This is a genomic window from Klebsiella sp. K5-306 (assembly GCF_051835185.1).
GTDB lineage: Bacteria > Pseudomonadota > Gammaproteobacteria > Enterobacterales > Enterobacteriaceae > Klebsiella > Klebsiella oxytoca.
Map to the genome: position 1 here is coordinate 44323 of NZ_JAIFJY010000021.1, position 16240 is coordinate 60562.

Below are 16240 nucleotides of genomic sequence, written 5' to 3' on the forward strand. Positions count from 1 at the left end.
TACTACTCTCCGGTATTGTTAATAATTAAGCGGTAGAGTTCCTCTGGCGAACTGGCATTAATTAGATTTTCAACAACCTCATCGTCACCCAGGGCGATAGATATACGAGCGAGAACTTTTATATGTCCCGCTCCGCTGTCGGCTTCTTTTACCGCAAAAAGAATAACCAGCTTAACATCTGAACTATCCATGGTTTCCCAGTCGACATTATCCTTCAGTTTTGCGACGGCTATCCTTGTTTCATTGACCCAACAGGATTTGCCATGAGGAATGGCTATTTGGTTTTCAAAACCAGTCGATCCCAGGGCTTCACGAGCCAGGACATCTTTAATAAAACCTTGTTTATTATCAATGATGCCTTCATCGCACAGCGCCTGAGTCAACTGCTCGATGACGTCGATTTTACTTTTTGCCTGCATCTCAGTAATAACGCAGGCCTTACTTAACAGATCGCTGATTACTATTTTATTTAACATATTCACTCTCCTGAGTCTGGCGTTTGCTGAATAAGGCTTCGGTCACCCGAATGATGTCTTTCGCAGAAAATAGTGCGGAAACATAGGCAACAGGGATCATCATTTCCTCTATTCGGATGGTAGATATGATTAGGTCGCACTTTTTTTCAGCTAACGTTTCCTTTAATCGACTGCCGGGAACAATGTCGATAATCTCCCAGTCGGGGAAGGCTTTGGTAATCCGGCTATACAGGAGCTGAGATGTACCGACTCCGCTTGAACAGACAAGGATGATTTTCTTATTTTCTTTAATCTTTTCGATTGCCGCCTGGATGTATACCGTTAAATAGGCGACTTCATCCTCAGAGGGGGGATCGTGTTTACTGTAATTATTGATTTGCATAGTTGCGTTTCTGACCGCTAAAAATACAGGAGAAAGTTCTTTTTTAATCTCATCCAGCAAAGGGTTATGAATAATGATGCGGAAAGCCAGACGGTTCAACATCGGCTTAATATGCATAACCAGAGCGTTCAAGAGCGGCTGATCGGAGATTAAATCACATTTAAGCAGCTGCGAAAGTAGACTGGTTAACTTAATGGCATAATGTAACGCTTCCTGGTCCTGCACTCCTCTGTCAGGATGGACGGCATGAACGGGATGCTTACCGGATGAAACAAGATATTGATAAATATAATTAATCTCGATTTGCGGGAACCTGAGCGTATATTTCTGCTCAAGCCATGCGATAGCTTTTTCAGCAATCTGCCATTCCTTGTTGTCATGCACTGGCGCAGCTTCATCAGCCGGGCAAACGATTCTCTTCTCCAGACGTCTGATGGTGACCAGTAAATGCGAAAACAGATTGGTATAGTAGGGCTCGCTAATGGCGCAGGTTAATTCATCCTCGATAAATGCAATCAAATTGATACAGTTGGCCACGTTGTCTTTACCAAATTCTTTGATAAGCTGTACGCGAGAGAACCTATCGATTCTGCTATCGGTCATGTGATAGTTACATAAAACGCTATGAGTAATGATCTCCTTAAGCGCCATGCGGATGTCATAGTCATTACCGTCAATAAACGTACCGGTATGGTTTTTTATCATTCTAAGGGAGAAACACTCTAGCCATTTTTCAATTTTAATTAGGTCTTCCACAATGGAAGAGCGACTGATGAAGTATTTCTCAGCTAAAAAGCTGATAGATAATGGCGTGGGAGAATGCGTCAGCAAATCGGTCGCAATGCCCACCAGCCGCTTGTTTTTAAGTATGTTTACAACCTGCGCATCCCCGGAGATAAGGGGGAGGGGGACAACGTCGTTCGCCTCAAGCTTCAGGCCCAGACCGGGTTTACTGAGTACAGAATGACCTTTATCAGTGAAATAAAGGTTAATAGCTTCAACATCTCGTCTGAGCGTACTGACTGAAATATTGAGCATTTTTGCCGCCCGGGAGGTGGCCAGCCAGCCACTTTCCTGCGTTAAATGATTGATTAATGATATTTGTCTTTTACTGAGCACTTTCATTATCCGCTCCTACAAAGATAAGTTGGCGCCTTAATGACGGTAGTTATAGCGGCTGGCATGACAGAGGGAAATACCAGGAGATGAACATATGTAAACCATTATAATGAACAGCAGGCAACAAGGCAGATACATCATTATACGTGGAGATATGTAAGAAATTGTCCCTGATGGAAAAGAATATAATATCTGCATAACACGCTGTGGGAATGATATGATTAGAATGTTCTATTTGTTAATTCTTTATGTTGATCTTTTACAAAAAGAGCGCAAACCTCAATGAAGCTAAAACTAAAGCTATTATTAACATTGATAAAGTGATCCAGGGGGGATTTTGCGGTTTTAAATAAAACGACAGCGATCGCTACAGAAAATATCACCACCACGGTACTATGAATCTCAGTTAAATCTAAAGCATAAAAGGAAGGGGAATGGCAACAATAAAGGATGTTGCACAGCTTGCGGGGGTTTCAACCGCGACGGTTTCGCGCGTTATTAATCAAACTGCCTGGGTTGAACCGGTAACGCGTGAGCGTGTTGAAAAAGCGATGCGTGAACTGAATTATCATCGCAATGCCGCGGCGCTGGCGCTGGCGAAACGCAGCGGCGATATGCTCGGGTTATTGACCGGCAACCTTGCCGATCCCTTTTTCGCTCGCCTCGCCCGCGGCGTCGAGGAGGTCTCACGGCAGGAACAATTCCGCTTGATGGTATGCAGCGGCGGGCATGATGAAGGGATGGAAAAAGCCGGGCTGGATTTTCTAATCAACCAGGGCTGTGAGGCGATCGTGGTCCATGCGAGCAGATTGGCGGAAAAGGAGTTGCTACGTTATGCCGCCCATTTCCCCGCGATGGTGGTGGTAAATCGCTATATTGCCGGGATGGCCAATCGCTGCGTCTGGCTGGAGAACTGCGAGGCCTCAAAAAAGGCAACGCTGCATTTACTTGAGCAGGGGCACCGCTGTATTGCCTGCGTGACGAGCGACTTACCGATAATCGATCGCCGCGAGCGGCTGGAAGGCTATCGTCAGGCGCTAGCGGAATACGGCATTACCCCGGACAGGAGCTGGGTGATAAGCGTTCCTTTTAACGAAGAAGGCGGCGAACGCGCGGCGCATCAGCTTCTTAACTGCGGGATCCCTTTTACCGCGGCGGTAACCTTTAATGATGTGATGGCGGCCGGCATCATGCGTATCCTGCATCTGAAAGGCATTACGCTACCGCAGCAGCTTTCAATAGTCGGGTTCGATGATGTGGTGATGGCGCGTTATCTCTATCCGGCGCTGACAACAATGCATTACCCGGTTGAGCGAATGGCGCGTTGCGCTTCGCAGCTGGCGATCCAGCTCTTTAAAGGCGCCACCCAGCAGCCCTGCGTCAATAGCTTCGCAGCGGAACTGGTGGTCCGCGATTCCGTTCTTCCTCCCGGGAGCGGTAATTAAATCGTCAAGCCTCACAAGTGTGATCGGCTTCAAATTTAATAGTCTCATGTAATCGCTTACATGAAGGCGAACGGAGGATCACAGTCAGGCAAAAGGGGGGGCAGTTACCCTTGAACGACCTTACAGACTGGAGTTCTAGCTATGAATGCCTCTCAAAAGCAGAAAAAAACGCTCTCATTTGGCCTGGCCACCGTCCCTATTTTAGCCATGCTAATGCTGTTAATTATTGGCTACGGCATCATGGGGTTGCGAATCGAACCGCTACTGCTCTGTTCCGCTGCCGTAGCCGCCGTATTAGCCTTATGGCAGGGCTTTACGTGGGAAGAGATCATTAGTTCGGTCGTGGATAAACTGGCGAAAGCGATGCCAGTCATTATGATCCTCATCTGCGTTGGCGCTTTAATTGGCACCTGGATGTTCAGCGGCACCATTCCTTATATGGTGTATTGGGGGCTTAAATTAATCAGTCCTGAGTATATTCTTATTGCCGCATTCTTTTTGACCAGCGTCGTCTCGGTGTGTACCGGAACATCATGGGGATCGGCGGGAACGGTGGGGGTGGCGCTGATGGGGGTCGCGGCCGGGCTGGACGTCTCCCTGGCGGCGGCTGCCGGGGCGGTGGTATCCGGGGCTTACTTCGGCGATAAAATTTCACCGCTGTCTGACTCCACCAACTTCGCCGCCATTGTCGCCGATACCACGCTCTTCGAGCATATTCAGCACTTACTATGGACCACAATCCCCAGCTTTCTGCTTGCCGCGGCGGTATATCTTATCGCCGGTCACAGCAATATGCTGGGCGAGGTCGCGACGCCGCAGCGGGTCACCGATATTGTCAATGCGCTGGAGTCGCTGTACCGCTTTAATATCGTTTTGATTTTACCGCCCGTCATTGTTCTGTGGGGAGCGGTTCGCAAAAAACCGGTCATTCCTTTAATGCTGGGCGCCTGCGTGTTAGCCCTGATTCTCGGCGTCGTGATGCAGGGGCTTAGCCTTAAGCAGGGGCTGGATGCCTTTATTGACGGTTTCAACATCTCCATGTTCCCGCAGGGGAGCGAAGGCATCATTGCTGATGTGCCGCGACTGCTCAACCGTGGCGGTATGTTCTCTATGATGAGCACCATTCTGCTAGTATTTTGCGCTTTCTCCTTTGCCGGCGCTTTAACCTTAACGGGGGCGCTCAACATTATTATCAACCGCCTATTGACGGTTATTCACAGCGTCGGTCAGCTCATCGCCGCCACCATTGGCACCACTATTCTGGTAACTGGCGCAACGAGCGATGGAAAACTGGCTCTTCTGGTACCCGCTGAATTATTCAAAGATGCCTACCGGCGTATGGGGCTGGATACCAAAAATCTTTCTCGAACCATCGAAGATGCAGGCACCGTTATTGAGCCTTTATTACCCTGGACCTCTGCCGGGGTCTATATGGCAACGACGCTGGGAGTGAGCACCCTGGATTTACTGCCCTGGGCGGTTCAGTGCTATGCCGCTATCTTCTTTGCCTTATTTTTCGGCTTTACCGGAATCGGTATCGCGAAAACCTCCCCAGCCGCAGAAAATGCAACGAATATGCTGGCCACAGAACAGGAAGGGAAGCCAGATGGACTTTAATAAAATAATTGATCGCCACCATACCGGATCGCTGAAATGGGATTTTATGACGCGCTATTTTGGCGAAGAAGCCACCGAACTGTTGCCGATGTGGGTTTCCGATTTTGACTTTAGCTGCCCGCCGGACGTTCAGAAAGCCTTAGTTCAGCGTATTGAACACGGTATTTTTGGTTACAGCGAACGACCGCAAACCTACTACGACGCATTAATCTCATGGTTCTTAATGCGGCATCAGCTGGCTATAAAACCAGAGTGGATATGCAGTATTGAAGGGGTGGTTCCCGGATTATCCCTCCTCGTGCAAATGCTGAGCCACCCCGGTGAAGGGGTGGTGGTTCAGGGACCCTATTATGGATCTTTTGCCAAAATTATTTCGCTCAACGGTAGACGCCTGCTGGATAATCCGCTGTATGAGGAGCCTGACCAGGGCTACAGAATGGATCTCGATCATCTGGAAAGGCTGTTTCGTACAGAGCGCCCGCCGCTAATGATCCTCTGTAATCCGCATAATCCAACCGGTCGGTGTTGGTCAGCTCTGGAACTGAGCGAGTTGCTCCGGCTGTGTGAAGAGTATGATGTTATTTTAATTTCCGATGAAATCTGGGCCGATTTACTGCTTCCAGGGGAAGCATTTACCTCGGTCTTGCATTTAGAGGAGCGCTGGCATTCGCGCGTGATATCCGCCACCTCCGCCAGTAAAACGTTTGGTTTATCTACCCTACGCATTGCGAACTTTCTCATACCGTCGCCGGCGCTGCGTGAACAATTTATGCGCCGTCTCGATGCTCATGGACTGGACGTCTTCAATGCGTTGTCCATTGAAGCGAGCACAGCTGCGTGGCAACACGGCGCTCCCTGGCTGGATGAGCTACTGCGCTATCTGGCAGAAAATCGACGGTGGTTTATTCAGCAGGTTGAGCAATATCTACCGTGGGCGCGCATCATCCCTGCTCAAGGGACGTACCTGCTATGGATAGACTGCAAACGGCTGGGACTGGACGATGAACAGCTGAAATGGCTCATGGTGGATGTTGCGGGTATTGCCCCTTCAATGGGAAACAGCTTTGGCGCAACCGGCAGCGGTTTTATTCGCCTTAATCTCGGGTGTCCGCGCGCGTACCTCGAAAAAGCGGTGGAGGGACTGAAACGCATTGCTTTTACAGCATAAATAACATTGCCTTCGGTGAGTCCGTCTAAGCGAAGTTCCTGTCGCCCGTTTTAATGCGCAGGTGCTGAGAGTCTGTCCTCCCCCTGTCAGGGTTAAAACGGTGCATTCCTGCTTACGAATGCACCGTTTCCTTTTTTGCGATCGAACAAATCGCGATGCCAATTAAAATTAACAGCGTGCTCAGTAAGTGATAGAGGTGCGGCCGGGTATGTAAAAACAGAATACTCAATATCCCGCCAGACAGCGGAATAAGGTGAGTGTAAATTTCACCACGAGTCGCGCCAATGGCGGCGATGCCTTTGTTCCAGAACAAATAGGCCAGCCACGAGGGGAAGATAATCAGATACGCCAGGCCGGTGAGGAAAGAGATATCGTGGTACGCGGCGAACGAGGTGGCGGGGTGTCGCCATAGCCAGAAAATGACCACCGGAAGCAGAATCAGGGCGCCGATAAGTGAACTGACGGCGACGAAAGCGTTGGCGGGAATACGCCGATCTTTATTACGCAGCAGAGAGCAATAAACCGCCCAGCTTAGCGCAGACCCCATGGCCCACAGGTCGCCCTGGCTAAATCCTTTGAGTCCCTCGGCGTTGGTCAGATTGCCGTGCAGCAGAAGCAGCAGTACGCCTGCGGTGCTAAACGCAACGCCGCACCAGTTACGCGCTGAAACCCGGTCATGGAAAATCAGACGGTTAATCATCAGCACCATGCAGGGGGTCGCCGACATATAAATTGCGGCGTTTAGCGCGGAGGTGGTCTGCAGACCGATATAGAGGGTTAGCGGGAAACTCACCTGCCCACACAGCGTTAAAATCAGCAGCGTCGATGCATTTCCACGCAATAAACGCCAACTCTCGCGGATTTGACGTTGATAAAGCCCTACCAGCAGCATGGCGGTTAGCGCCCACCTTGCTTCCGTCATAACAATCGGATCTGCGCCCTGAACGAGAATATGCCCTACAACATAATTCCCTCCCCAAAACAGGGCTGCCAGCGTAAGTAACAGGTAGGGCATGCTGATTCCTTGCATCGCTTTAAACTGTACTACATGGTAACTACGTTTTTTTTAAAACATCAATTAAATTAGACGTTTTTTAAAATTTTCATGAATAATCAATGGGTAGCGGCGCCATTCAGGATGGCTATCATCATTACTATCCCTTCCGCAGGTGCTGGCTTTAACCACCTTGAGAAAATATCGCGAAAAAAATGATAGAGACGCGCCTTATCGACAGGCTCTCTTCACTGGCAGCATGAACGATACGCACTGTACATTCTTATCTTTTTAATTGCTGAAGTCGCTCGCCGTTAATTTAAAACGAGGTTTGCGTACTTTGCCGGTGGCTTAAGGTATTACGACTCTAAACGGGAGCATTTATTGTTGCAAAGAGATATACCAGTGGGAGGGGTTATAGCAATACTCGGGGGGCGTCATTTGGGGGGTGTTATCGAAAGCATGAAAATAGCAAAATGACGCGATTATCTCAAAAACTCTCATTATAAATAACCCCGACGTGATGTCAGGGTCATTAAAGCAGGAGCGCGCTTTAAACAGCGTAGACGTTACCCGCTGAAGGACCCTTCTGGCCATCTTCAATGGTGAATTCGACTTTCTGGCCTTCGCTCAGGGTCTTAAAGCCACCGCTCTGGATAGCAGAAAAATGGACGAAAACATCCTTGCTACCGTTGTCCGGAGTGATGAAACCAAAACCTTTTGATTCGTTAAACCATTTTACTAAACCAGTCATTTTATTAGACATTGATAATACCTCAACATATCTGAGCCTTACGGCGAAAAGGGTTTTCGCACAGAATCTAATTAATAACGATAAGGAGACTCAAAAGGAAGAATTATCAACGGATAACACTTAAGATGAGGACTGCTTTACTAAACCGCTTTATTATGTCTGTATGCTAAACCGACCCCTCATTAGTCACACACATCACTATAGATAGCAAGACTTATTTCCAGGTAAATATCCTGATAAAGTTTTTTTGCCGCGCAAGGATATCTGGATGGCTAAAAATTGATTTGCTTATTATCGCTATCCGTGCATTAATGACCTAATCTGTGCGCGATAAACGAACATCAAACTCTACTGAGCAGTTCTCATGACCAGGCGCTATCGCTGATATCCCCTCCTTTTGAGTCCAAAATTTGATCCTGTACGTTTCTCTCAATTTCATGCTGTGTAACTGGAGGGAGTATGTCCTCAAGAATTAAAGGTCTGGTGAAGTGGTATAATGAATCGAAGGGGTTTGGTTTCATCTCTCCTCTTGATGGCAGCAAAGATATCGCCGTTAATTACTCAGCGCTTCACGGCGATAACTTTAATACCCTCTTTGAAGGGCAAAAAGTTGAATTTGCCATACATCGCGGTGATAAAGGTCCAGCGGCGACGAAAGTTATTCTGTGCGATAAAGAGATATTTTAGAACGATGACCATGAGAGGAGAGGGCGTCGATTGTGCCATCTCGACGGCTGCGGTTCGCCGTGGCAGAAGCCATCCCTAACTGACAGAAAAATTATCTCTCCCGGCCACTAAAGCGGCCTGCGATGCTGCCAGGCAGAATGCCCGGATAAACGTTCACATGGCTGAGAGTGAATTACCGACCAGCAGACCGGCCGGTAATTAACGAAGTGTGGTGAGTGAACTGACGGAAGCTTCGCGAAATAACTTACTGCTTCGCCGGGATAATCAGCACCTGACCCGGATAGATCTTATCGGGATGCGTCAGCATCGGTTTATTGGCTTCAAAAATACGCTGATAGTCATTAGCCTGGCCGTACATCGCTTTTGAGATGGCGCTCAGGGTATCGCCGGATTTCACCGTGTAATAACGGCTTTCCGCTCCGCTCTGCGTCACATTAACGCTATCATTGACCTGGCCTACCCCGGTGACGTTACCCACCGCCACCAGAATTTTTTCTTTATCTTCCTGTGAGCCGACGTCGCCCGTTATCGTTGCGGTGCCATCGTCCGCGACATCAATATTCACTTTTTCAGCGCCGGGCAGGTTAAGGTTATCAATGTGTTTTTTCAGCTTTTCGGCCCGATCTTCCTTGCTGCCGCCAGAAACCGCATCCCAGATTTTCTCGCCCGCGTCTTTCACAAAACTTAATAATCCCATCGTTCCATACCTCCATTACTGCTTCATGATTAATATTTTCATCAGACCCAATAATCCAATATCCAATATAGATAAGTGCAGGATGCCTCCACCGTAGCGGCAACGTCTTAAAGAAGCGCAACCTGCCATTGAAGTATATGCAATAAGCGTCAAAGTGCAGGATATTTGCCTTAAATTCTCCGCGATGGCGCGGCATCAACGCTAGTCATCACGGCCATTATGCGATCCGTTTTGCAACGATATCGGTACCGTAGCAACGCCTTGCCAGGCTGCGAAGAGAGCATAGATAAGGGCTGTAATGCTATTTTTTGCCAGGAGGAGACATACTGAATGCCTTAGCTAAAGCATGTTAGGATGGCGACTCGTTTCCTCTTAAATAAGGATGTCAGCATGAGCAAGGTGGTACGGAAAAATTATCCTCAACTGGGGGAAGTCAAGGCTCCCTACGTTCACTCGGTAACGCACGGAAACACGCTCTATATTTCAGGGTTAACCGCGTTCGGCACGCAGGCGCAGCAGGGGAGCATCGCCGCCCAGGCGGAGGAGATCTTTAAGCAGATCAGAACCGTCGCTGACGCAGAAGGCGTTGATTTTTCATCCCTGATTAAAGTCACTATATTTATAACCTCATTTGCTGAGATCGACGCATTACGCCGGGTTCTTTATCAAAACTACGGTGACCACCTGCCTGCCAGCTCTCTCGTTGAAGTCAGCCGCCTCTTTTCACCCGACCTTAAAATTGAAATTGAAGCGATTTTCGGCCTCTGAAGGACGGCCCATGGCCGGGAGGCGGCAAATAGCTTTATCAATTTATTTGAAGCATTCGGTTAAACAAACGATATTTATTCTCACCTGGTTACGCGTAGAGTAGTGGGATACGCGGCAGACACGCTTGTCATAAGGCGCGCTCTACCGACGACTCCCTGCAAACCAGGAAACTTCGTCATGAAAAAGATTGGCTTTTTATCATTTGGTCACTGGACGCCGTCGCCGCAGTCCGGAACGCGTTCAGCCGCTGATGCGCTGTTACAATCCATCGACCTTGCCGTCGCCGCCGAAGAACTGGGCGCGGACGGCGCCTATTTCAGGGTGCATCATTTTGCTCGCCAGCTCAGTTCCCCGTTTCCCCTGCTGGCTGCGATAGGGGCGAAAACCAAAAAAATTGAAATCGGCACCGGCGTGATCGATATGCGTTATGAAAACCCGCTGTATATGGCAGAGGATGCGGGTGCGGCGGACCTCATCTCCGGTGGCCGCCTGCAGCTGGGTATCAGCCGCGGCTCTCCGGAGCAGGTTATTGATGGCTGGCGCTATTTTGGTTACGTCCCCGGCGAAGGCGAAAATGAGTCGGATATGGCGCGTCGTCACACCGAAGTGCTGCTGGACGTCCTGCGCGGGGAAGGTTTTGCGAAACCCAATCCGCAGCCTATGTTCCCCAACCCGCCGGGGCTGCTGCGTCTGGAACCGCATTCCGAAGGTCTGCGCGAACGAATCTGGTGGGGCGCCGGTTCGAATGCTACCGCGAAGTGGGCGGCAACGCTGGGTATGAACCTGCAAAGTTCGACGCTGAAGGATGATGAAACCGGGGAACCGTTTCACATTCAGCAGGCGAAACAGATCCGCGCCTATCGCGAAGCCTGGGCACAGGCGGGCCATACCCGTACGCCGCGCGTCTCGGTTAGCCGCAGCATTTTCGCCCTGATGGACGATCGCGATCGTCTCTATTTCGGTTCAGGCCGTGACGAGAGTGATTCGATCGGTTTCCTCGATGAGAAAACCCGCGCTATTTTCGGTCGCAGCTACGCCGCAGAGCCGGACAAGCTCATCACGCAGCTGAAACAGGATGAGGCCATCGCCGAAGCGGATACGCTGCTGTTGACGGTGCCGAACCAGCTGGGCGTGGAATATAATGCGCATGTCATTGAGTCGATTCTGAAGCACGTTGCGCCGGCAATGGGCTGGCGCGATGCCTGAGTTAGTCGCGGTCGATGCCCCGCCGGCAAGCGCTGTGCGGGGCGAAATCGTCTACGGGGTCCTCTTCGGCTGTAGCTGGTAGGTCCAGGCGGTCACTCGCTGACCCTCATCGGTGGTGACTTCAACAGCAACGCGATCGTAGCCCTCTTCGAACGCATCCAGCATGGCCCAATGGGCCTCGAGATTCGCCGACAGAAACAGAAAGCCGGGCACCCGGGGGCCGTTTTTGTCGAGAACAATGCCCGGAAAATCTGCCGCCGCTCCCCAGCCGCGTTCATAAAATGTGCCGGTGATGTAGCCTGGCTGCCACTCTCCGCCAATGCTGTCCATAATATGGGCGTTAGAGTGGCCCGGGCGCAGCGTGCCGTAGACAAATAAGCGTTCCATTATCCCTCATTAACTCAAGCGTTGAAGACCCAAACGGGCAGAACAGGCCATAAAATACGAACTCTGGCCTGGGTTGGCAAGGCGCCCCGCAGAGCGCCTTATCTGTCAGGGCGCTGGCCCGAACATCTCCCGCAGCTGCTGTTCGTCGGGCATGCCGATGACCTGCTGGAGCTCATTCTGCTCATTCATGTAATAAATAGCCGGCGTCGCGCTGGCGCCCAAATCATCCATCAGTTTTTGATGATGCTGAAGAAGATTAAAGGTGTCGCGTGGAGTAACGCCCTCAAAATGCGGCACTTTTTTGCCGCCTGAAAGCTCATACTCTCGCCACGCGGCGGCCGGATCGCGCGCGTTCAGGATCGCCGTTGCGTATCTGCCGCTTTTCGGATTGAGAAAAGCAACGAGCAGGGTATTTAGCTGGACCTTGCCCGCTTTTACCCACGGCTGCGCCGCCGACCAGAACGCTTTGCACCAGGGGCAGAAAGGATCGGCAAAGACAATGATTTTTCTGGCAGCCGAATCCGCGCCTTCCTTCAGCGGACGAGCATTATTCAGCGTCTGCCACATTTTGCGGCCTGAAGGGGTATAGATGGCTTCCTGAAAATAGGCCTCGCTAAGGTTTTTACCTTTTTCGTCATACAGATATCCAGAAATCACGTGCTTTCCGTCCGGCGTCAAAAACAGGGTCACCCCCATATCCTGATACTGGCCGATCCACCCTTTTACCCCGCCGGGCGAATCGATCTCTTTAATCAGGGCGATCCCTTGCTGTTCGCCAAAATTTTTCACTATCTGAGGGAGAGCTTCCCCGGCAGATGCCAGGCCCGGCATTATCCAGGCCGCCAGCAGTAGAATGTATTTCATCTCATTATCTCTGAATTCCGGGGGGCCACCCCGGAGAGGGTTACTGTTTTTTCAGCGCGTCGCTGACCATGGCGTCAAATTGCTCCCAGGGGATCCAGCCCGACAGCATCTCGTCGCCAACGATTGTGGCTGGCGTACCCTGGATGCCGAGCTTTTCGGCCACCAGCAGGCTTTGCTTAATCGTCGCCAGGCTTTGTTCATCCGGCGTTGCTACGCTGACCCCGGCCTTCGTCTTGGCTTGCTCAATGCTGGCGCCGTCGTGATATCCCTTTTTTGCCATCAGGATATGGTTAAATTTCACAAACTGTTCAGGATGCGCACGCCACAGAGTTAGCGCAGCCCTTGCCGAAGTCAGCGAACTTTCAGAACGCCAGGGCAGAAATTTAAAGACCACGGCAACATCCGGATATTTCTCGACAATCTTCTGCAGATACGGGTCAAACTTTTTGCAATACGGGCAGTTGTGATCCGTAAAGACGACCAGCGTCAGCTTCGGTCGCTGCGCGCCGATACGCGGCGAGTTGGGATCGTGAAAGATAACATCGCCGTACTGAGTAAGAACCTGCTGAAGCTGTTCCTGCCCGGCAAGGGCATTCTGCCGATCGAGCTTTTCGGCGGCGGCGATCAAGATTTCGGGATGATTAAGCAGCGTCTCCTGCACCAGTGCCTGGACGCGAGCCTCCTGCGCAGGGGTAAGCGGCGAAGATGCCAGTGTCGGCAAAGAGGCCGAAAGAAGAGTGAAAGCAAGCAGCGTTTTTTTCATCGTAAATTAACCTTTGGCACGGCTGAGGGCGTTGAGGACGGTTTGTTTATCGAGCAGCGGCGACAGTATGTCGCCTTGCGGCTGGCCTGGGCCGTAGACCTGATTAAACGGAATGGCGTAGCGATTTCTGCTTTGCAGGAAACGGGCGATCGGTTCGGAGGGCAGACTCCAGTCCCCGCGCAGCGCTACTACGTCGGGCTGGGAGAGCGCGCTAATGATGGCGGGCTGATTTAATACCCGATGTTCATTCACTTTGCATGTCACGCACCAGTCGGCCGAAATATCGACAAAGACCCGTTTGCCCGCCGCCAGCGCGTTCTGGATAGCCTCCTCGCTAAGGGGCTGCCAGCGGATCGGCTGAGCCATTGCCTCCGTGGTAGCGCGCGCGGGTTCTCCTGCCAGCAGGCCGCAAAGCTGGAAGCCGGCAAACGCCGCCAGCGCAATAATCACCAGCCAGAAGGCAGATGTCGTACGCTTATGGGTTACCCGTAGGGCGGCCAGCGCCGCCAGGGTAAGAACCAGCGCAATAATGCCGCCGGGGGTCTCACCCAGATGGAGGCCCAGCAGCGTCGTCAGCCAAAAACTGGAGGCCAGCATCATGAGGCCGAGCGCCATTTTCAGTGAATTCATCCAGCGACCGGGGCGCGGGATCAGAGCGGCCGACCTGGGCAACAGGGCGACGAATAGCCAGGGGATGGCCATACCCAGCCCGAGCGCCAGGAAAATTAGCCACAGTTCCTGCAGTGGGGCAGCAAGCGCAAAAGCGACGGCGGTCCCCAGGAAGGGGGCAGAGCAGGGGGTCGCCAGCAGCGTGGCAAAAATGCCTTCACAGAAACTGCCCGCCATGCCGGTGCCGCCGGCGGTCGCCATCCGGTTAACGGCTGATGACGGTAGCAGCACCTCGAAGACGCCAAACAGGTTGAGCGAAAAGATAAACGTAACGGCAATCATTAAGCCGATAAACCAGGGGTTCTGGAACTGGATCCCCCAGCCCAGGGACGCGCCGGTAAGCTTCAGTATCGTTACCATCAGCGCCAGCAGGGCAAATGAGGTCAGAATACCTGCGCTGGTAGCAAGAAAACGCCGCCCGATCGCGCGCTTATCTGACCCGGACTGCAGCACGGCGCTGAGCTTCATGCCCATTACCGGCAACACGCAGGGCATCAGGTTAAGAATTAATCCGCCGATCAGGGCAAAAAGCAGCATCTTCCAGAGGCTAACCGCTGAGGTTGGCGCAAGATCTGCGCCGATCGTCAGACTGGTCTGCTGCGCCTTTGCGCCATTTGTCAGCACCAACGACAGCGCTTTCCCCGCAAGGGTTGCGGGCTCTTCCCCCCATTCATCGGTTACCGGTACCGTTACCTTGAGGCTGGCGCCCTCGGTACGGAGGCGCGGAGCGCCAGCGATTATCCCGCCCTCCATGGGATCAAAAAAGATAGCGGGGTTTTTCCACTCACCGGCCGTGGTGGCGGTTATCACCAGGTCGCTGCCGACCCGATGCGCGGCGAGATCGTCCGACACGCCTTTATCAGCCGGAATGGTTCGCATCGCCTGTGCAAAAGCCTCCTGAAAACCGGCAGTGGCGGGCTGTCTCAAATCCAGACGCAGCCTGTAGTCGGTTAACAAACAGACGTTGCTGCAGGTGGATAGCGTGAGCGTACCGTCCAGCAGGTCGCCGGGAACGGCGGTGATGATTATCGGGATAACGACCCGCTGATGGTAGCCCTGGGTCGTCAGACCGGAAATCTCGAACCTTGAGGGAATCGGCCAGTACCACTGCGCCTGTTCACCGTTATGCCAGACGATTTGCGGGGCGACGCCGCCGTCACCCGGCGAGCGCCAGTAAGTTTTCCAGCCGGAAGCCAGCTCAATAGAGAGCAGGGCGTCGATCCGATCGTTCTTTTTCTCCGCCTGGAAGCGGACCCGGGCGTGGTCGTTCTGTGGGGATGTCAGCCATCCGGTGTCTGCCGCATGAGCAACGCTCGCGCAGGTCAGCAACAGGAAGACGAGGCCCCTGAAGATATTCAGCATTATTTTCTCCGTGAATTAAAAAATTAATCGTTTAAAAAAACGATTTTTTCATTCACGGAAAACGCAGTTTTTGAGATGAATTCGTAGCGTGGGCGGCCAAACGGGATCGTCCCGGAAGACCCAGGCACGTGCCGCGGCAGTCAGCTGAAGCAGAGTAAGGAACAGAATGATGGCCGGTAAGGCGCCATCGAAGAACAGCGGCTGCGCGCAGAGCAGAGATTTGGCGCTCAGCTGACAGGGAGAGGGCCCTTGCTCAGCTTCATCCGCTGACGGCTGCTGCGACAGTGCGCTGACGGCGGGTTCCTGAACCTGGCGCGCGGCGTTGTCCAAAAAATGGTGTACATAGACCGCCCGCTGAACAAGGCAAATAGCCATGACCAGGCAAGTCAATACCAAAAACCATTTTCCAGGAAGCTGACGATTGCGCATAGGTGACCCGTACGTTTCAGAACCGAGGATCATAAACAATACTTATCAATGTTCAAGAGGATACCGTGTAAGGTTTTGTCTGTCTGCTTAACGGGGCGGCGACTTTCCAGCAGATAGCGCTGTCACAGGGATATTTCATGCATTTATATTATTTACATGGCTAATTATTCTCGATACCATGCGCGCCGCTCATCGTTATCGGCACGCCGCTGCTGACGTTGAGCGATTAGCATCTGACCGCCATTAGCTCATCAGGAAGAGCGAACGACGTACGTTGTAGGGAACGGGGTTCGAGGCCTCGATGGCGGCCCAAATCCGATTTAGCCCACTGATTAACATTGCACACCTGGCAACCGCCGACCGTCCGTCAGCCTTTCCCGGTCATGACGCGCGCTAAAGATGCTAGCGCTGAAATTAACGATTTCTTTATCACAGTCCGATAATCGCTTTATG

16 protein-coding genes are annotated in these 16240 nt (G+C 51.8%); 6 read left to right on the forward strand and 10 right to left on the reverse strand.

Annotated elements, in window-relative coordinates; all coding sequences use genetic code 11:
* Positions 1-2: 2 nt before the first annotated feature.
* Together K2184_RS24785 and K2184_RS24790 are read right to left on the reverse strand one after the other, a co-directional pair.
* Positions 3-476, reverse strand: coding sequence for a PTS sugar transporter subunit IIA (locus K2184_RS24785; RefSeq protein ID WP_017146177.1), 474 nt, complete (start codon positions 474-476; stop codon positions 3-5).
* Positions 466-1983, reverse strand: a complete 1518-nt coding sequence (locus K2184_RS24790; protein WP_017146176.1) for a BglG family transcription antiterminator — start codon at positions 1981-1983, stop codon at positions 466-468. The genes K2184_RS24785 and K2184_RS24790 overlap by 11 nt, the downstream gene beginning before the upstream one ends.
* Before the next feature lie 428 nt (positions 1984-2411).
* On the opposite strand from K2184_RS24790, the gene K2184_RS24795 reads away from it, so the two are divergent.
* The 3 genes from K2184_RS24795 (at position 2412) to K2184_RS24805 (ending at position 6207) form a co-directional block, all read left to right on the forward strand.
* Positions 2412-3422, forward strand: coding sequence for a LacI family DNA-binding transcriptional regulator (locus K2184_RS24795; RefSeq protein ID WP_017146174.1), 1011 nt, complete (start codon positions 2412-2414; stop codon positions 3420-3422).
* Between the two features lie 141 nt (positions 3423-3563).
* The gene (gene nhaC, locus K2184_RS24800; RefSeq protein ID WP_017146173.1) at positions 3564-5039 is read left to right on the forward strand and encodes a Na+/H+ antiporter NhaC; all 1476 of its coding nucleotides are present in this window, start codon (positions 3564-3566) and stop codon (positions 5037-5039) included.
* Complete coding sequence (locus K2184_RS24805) at positions 5029-6207, forward strand: MalY/PatB family protein (protein WP_017146172.1); 1179 nt, start codon at positions 5029-5031, stop codon at positions 6205-6207. Before nhaC ends, K2184_RS24805 begins: the two co-directional genes overlap by 11 nt.
* Positions 6208-6319: 112 nt before the next feature.
* Here K2184_RS24805 and K2184_RS24810 read toward each other — a convergent pair whose 3' ends face one another.
* Positions 6320-7222, reverse strand: a complete 903-nt coding sequence (locus tag K2184_RS24810; RefSeq protein ID WP_047720019.1) for a DMT family transporter — start codon at positions 7220-7222, stop codon at positions 6320-6322.
* A gap of 532 nt (positions 7223-7754) precedes the next feature.
* Entirely contained in the window at positions 7755-7967 is a 213-nt protein-coding gene (gene cspE / locus K2184_RS24815) for a transcription antiterminator/RNA stability regulator CspE (protein ID WP_004100844.1), read from the reverse strand.
* Positions 7968-8414: 447 nt separating this feature from the next.
* Between cspE and K2184_RS24820 the strand changes: the two genes are divergently transcribed.
* Positions 8415-8642 (forward strand): cold shock domain-containing protein, encoded by a 228-nt coding sequence (locus K2184_RS24820; protein ID WP_004100846.1) that lies wholly within the window; start codon positions 8415-8417, stop codon positions 8640-8642.
* Positions 8643-8886: 244 nt separating this feature from the next.
* Here K2184_RS24820 and lysM read toward each other — a convergent pair whose 3' ends face one another.
* Positions 8887-9339 carry a peptidoglycan-binding protein LysM gene (gene lysM, locus K2184_RS24825; protein WP_047720018.1) on the reverse strand — a complete coding sequence of 151 codons (453 nt, stop codon included), beginning with the start codon at positions 9337-9339 and terminating at the stop codon, positions 8887-8889.
* 390 nt (positions 9340-9729) lie between these two features.
* On the opposite strand from lysM, the gene K2184_RS24830 reads away from it, so the two are divergent.
* Together K2184_RS24830 and K2184_RS24835 are read left to right on the forward strand one after the other, a co-directional pair.
* Positions 9730-10107: a RidA family protein gene (locus K2184_RS24830; protein WP_023320678.1), complete on the forward strand. Its 378-nt coding sequence runs from the start codon at positions 9730-9732 to the stop codon at positions 10105-10107.
* A gap of 177 nt (positions 10108-10284) precedes the next feature.
* Complete coding sequence (locus K2184_RS24835; protein WP_016807364.1) at positions 10285-11313, forward strand: LLM class flavin-dependent oxidoreductase; 1029 nt, start codon at positions 10285-10287, stop codon at positions 11311-11313.
* A gap of 51 nt (positions 11314-11364) precedes the next feature.
* Here K2184_RS24835 and K2184_RS24840 read toward each other — a convergent pair whose 3' ends face one another.
* From K2184_RS24840 to K2184_RS24860, 5 genes are all read right to left on the reverse strand, one after another.
* Entirely contained in the window at positions 11365-11700 is a 336-nt protein-coding gene (locus tag K2184_RS24840) for a gamma-glutamylcyclotransferase family protein (protein WP_064370898.1), read from the reverse strand.
* 105 nt (positions 11701-11805) lie between these two features.
* Complete coding sequence (gene dsbG / locus K2184_RS24845; protein WP_064370899.1) at positions 11806-12564, reverse strand: thiol:disulfide interchange protein DsbG; 759 nt, start codon at positions 12562-12564, stop codon at positions 11806-11808.
* A gap of 40 nt (positions 12565-12604) precedes the next feature.
* Positions 12605-13327 (reverse strand): DsbA family protein, encoded by a 723-nt coding sequence (locus K2184_RS24850; protein WP_024273993.1) that lies wholly within the window; start codon positions 13325-13327, stop codon positions 12605-12607.
* 6 nt (positions 13328-13333) lie between these two features.
* Positions 13334-15358, reverse strand: coding sequence for a protein-disulfide reductase DsbD family protein (locus tag K2184_RS24855; RefSeq protein WP_163525776.1), 2025 nt, complete (start codon positions 15356-15358; stop codon positions 13334-13336).
* A gap of 48 nt (positions 15359-15406) precedes the next feature.
* A complete protein-coding gene (locus K2184_RS24860; RefSeq protein WP_064370901.1) occupies positions 15407-15787 on the reverse strand; it encodes a hypothetical protein in 381 nt (126 codons plus the stop codon).
* Positions 15788-16240: the final 453 nt, after the last annotated feature.

Excerpts from the sequence above, each read along its gene's own strand:
- K2184_RS24830 (WP_023320678.1), top strand. The coding sequence starts at position 9,730 with ATGAGCAAGGTGGTACGGAAAAATTATCCTCAACTGGGGGAAGTCAAG.
- lysM (WP_047720018.1), bottom strand. The coding sequence starts at position 9,339 with ATGGGATTATTAAGTTTTGTGAAAGACGCGGGCGAGAAAATCTGGGAT.
- K2184_RS24820 (WP_004100846.1), top strand. The coding sequence starts at position 8,415 with ATGTCCTCAAGAATTAAAGGTCTGGTGAAGTGGTATAATGAATCGAAG.
- K2184_RS24795 (WP_017146174.1), top strand. The coding sequence starts at position 2,412 with ATGGCAACAATAAAGGATGTTGCACAGCTTGCGGGGGTTTCAACCGCG.
- K2184_RS24810 (WP_047720019.1), bottom strand. The coding sequence starts at position 7,222 with ATGCCCTACCTGTTACTTACGCTGGCAGCCCTGTTTTGGGGAGGGAAT.
- K2184_RS24855 (WP_163525776.1), bottom strand. The coding sequence starts at position 15,358 with ATGCTGAATATCTTCAGGGGCCTCGTCTTCCTGTTGCTGACCTGCGCG.
- nhaC (WP_017146173.1), top strand. The coding sequence starts at position 3,564 with ATGAATGCCTCTCAAAAGCAGAAAAAAACGCTCTCATTTGGCCTGGCC.
- K2184_RS24835 (WP_016807364.1), top strand. The coding sequence starts at position 10,285 with ATGAAAAAGATTGGCTTTTTATCATTTGGTCACTGGACGCCGTCGCCG.
- K2184_RS24790 (WP_017146176.1), bottom strand. The coding sequence starts at position 1,983 with ATGAAAGTGCTCAGTAAAAGACAAATATCATTAATCAATCATTTAACG.
- cspE (WP_004100844.1), bottom strand. The coding sequence starts at position 7,967 with ATGTCTAATAAAATGACTGGTTTAGTAAAATGGTTTAACGAATCAAAA.
- K2184_RS24860 (WP_064370901.1), bottom strand. The coding sequence starts at position 15,787 with ATGCGCAATCGTCAGCTTCCTGGAAAATGGTTTTTGGTATTGACTTGC.
- K2184_RS24850 (WP_024273993.1), bottom strand. The coding sequence starts at position 13,327 with ATGAAAAAAACGCTGCTTGCTTTCACTCTTCTTTCGGCCTCTTTGCCG.
- K2184_RS24785 (WP_017146177.1), bottom strand. The coding sequence starts at position 476 with ATGTTAAATAAAATAGTAATCAGCGATCTGTTAAGTAAGGCCTGCGTT.
- K2184_RS24840 (WP_064370898.1), bottom strand. The coding sequence starts at position 11,700 with ATGGAACGCTTATTTGTCTACGGCACGCTGCGCCCGGGCCACTCTAAC.
- dsbG (WP_064370899.1), bottom strand. The coding sequence starts at position 12,564 with ATGAAATACATTCTACTGCTGGCGGCCTGGATAATGCCGGGCCTGGCA.
- K2184_RS24805 (WP_017146172.1), top strand. The coding sequence starts at position 5,029 with ATGGACTTTAATAAAATAATTGATCGCCACCATACCGGATCGCTGAAA.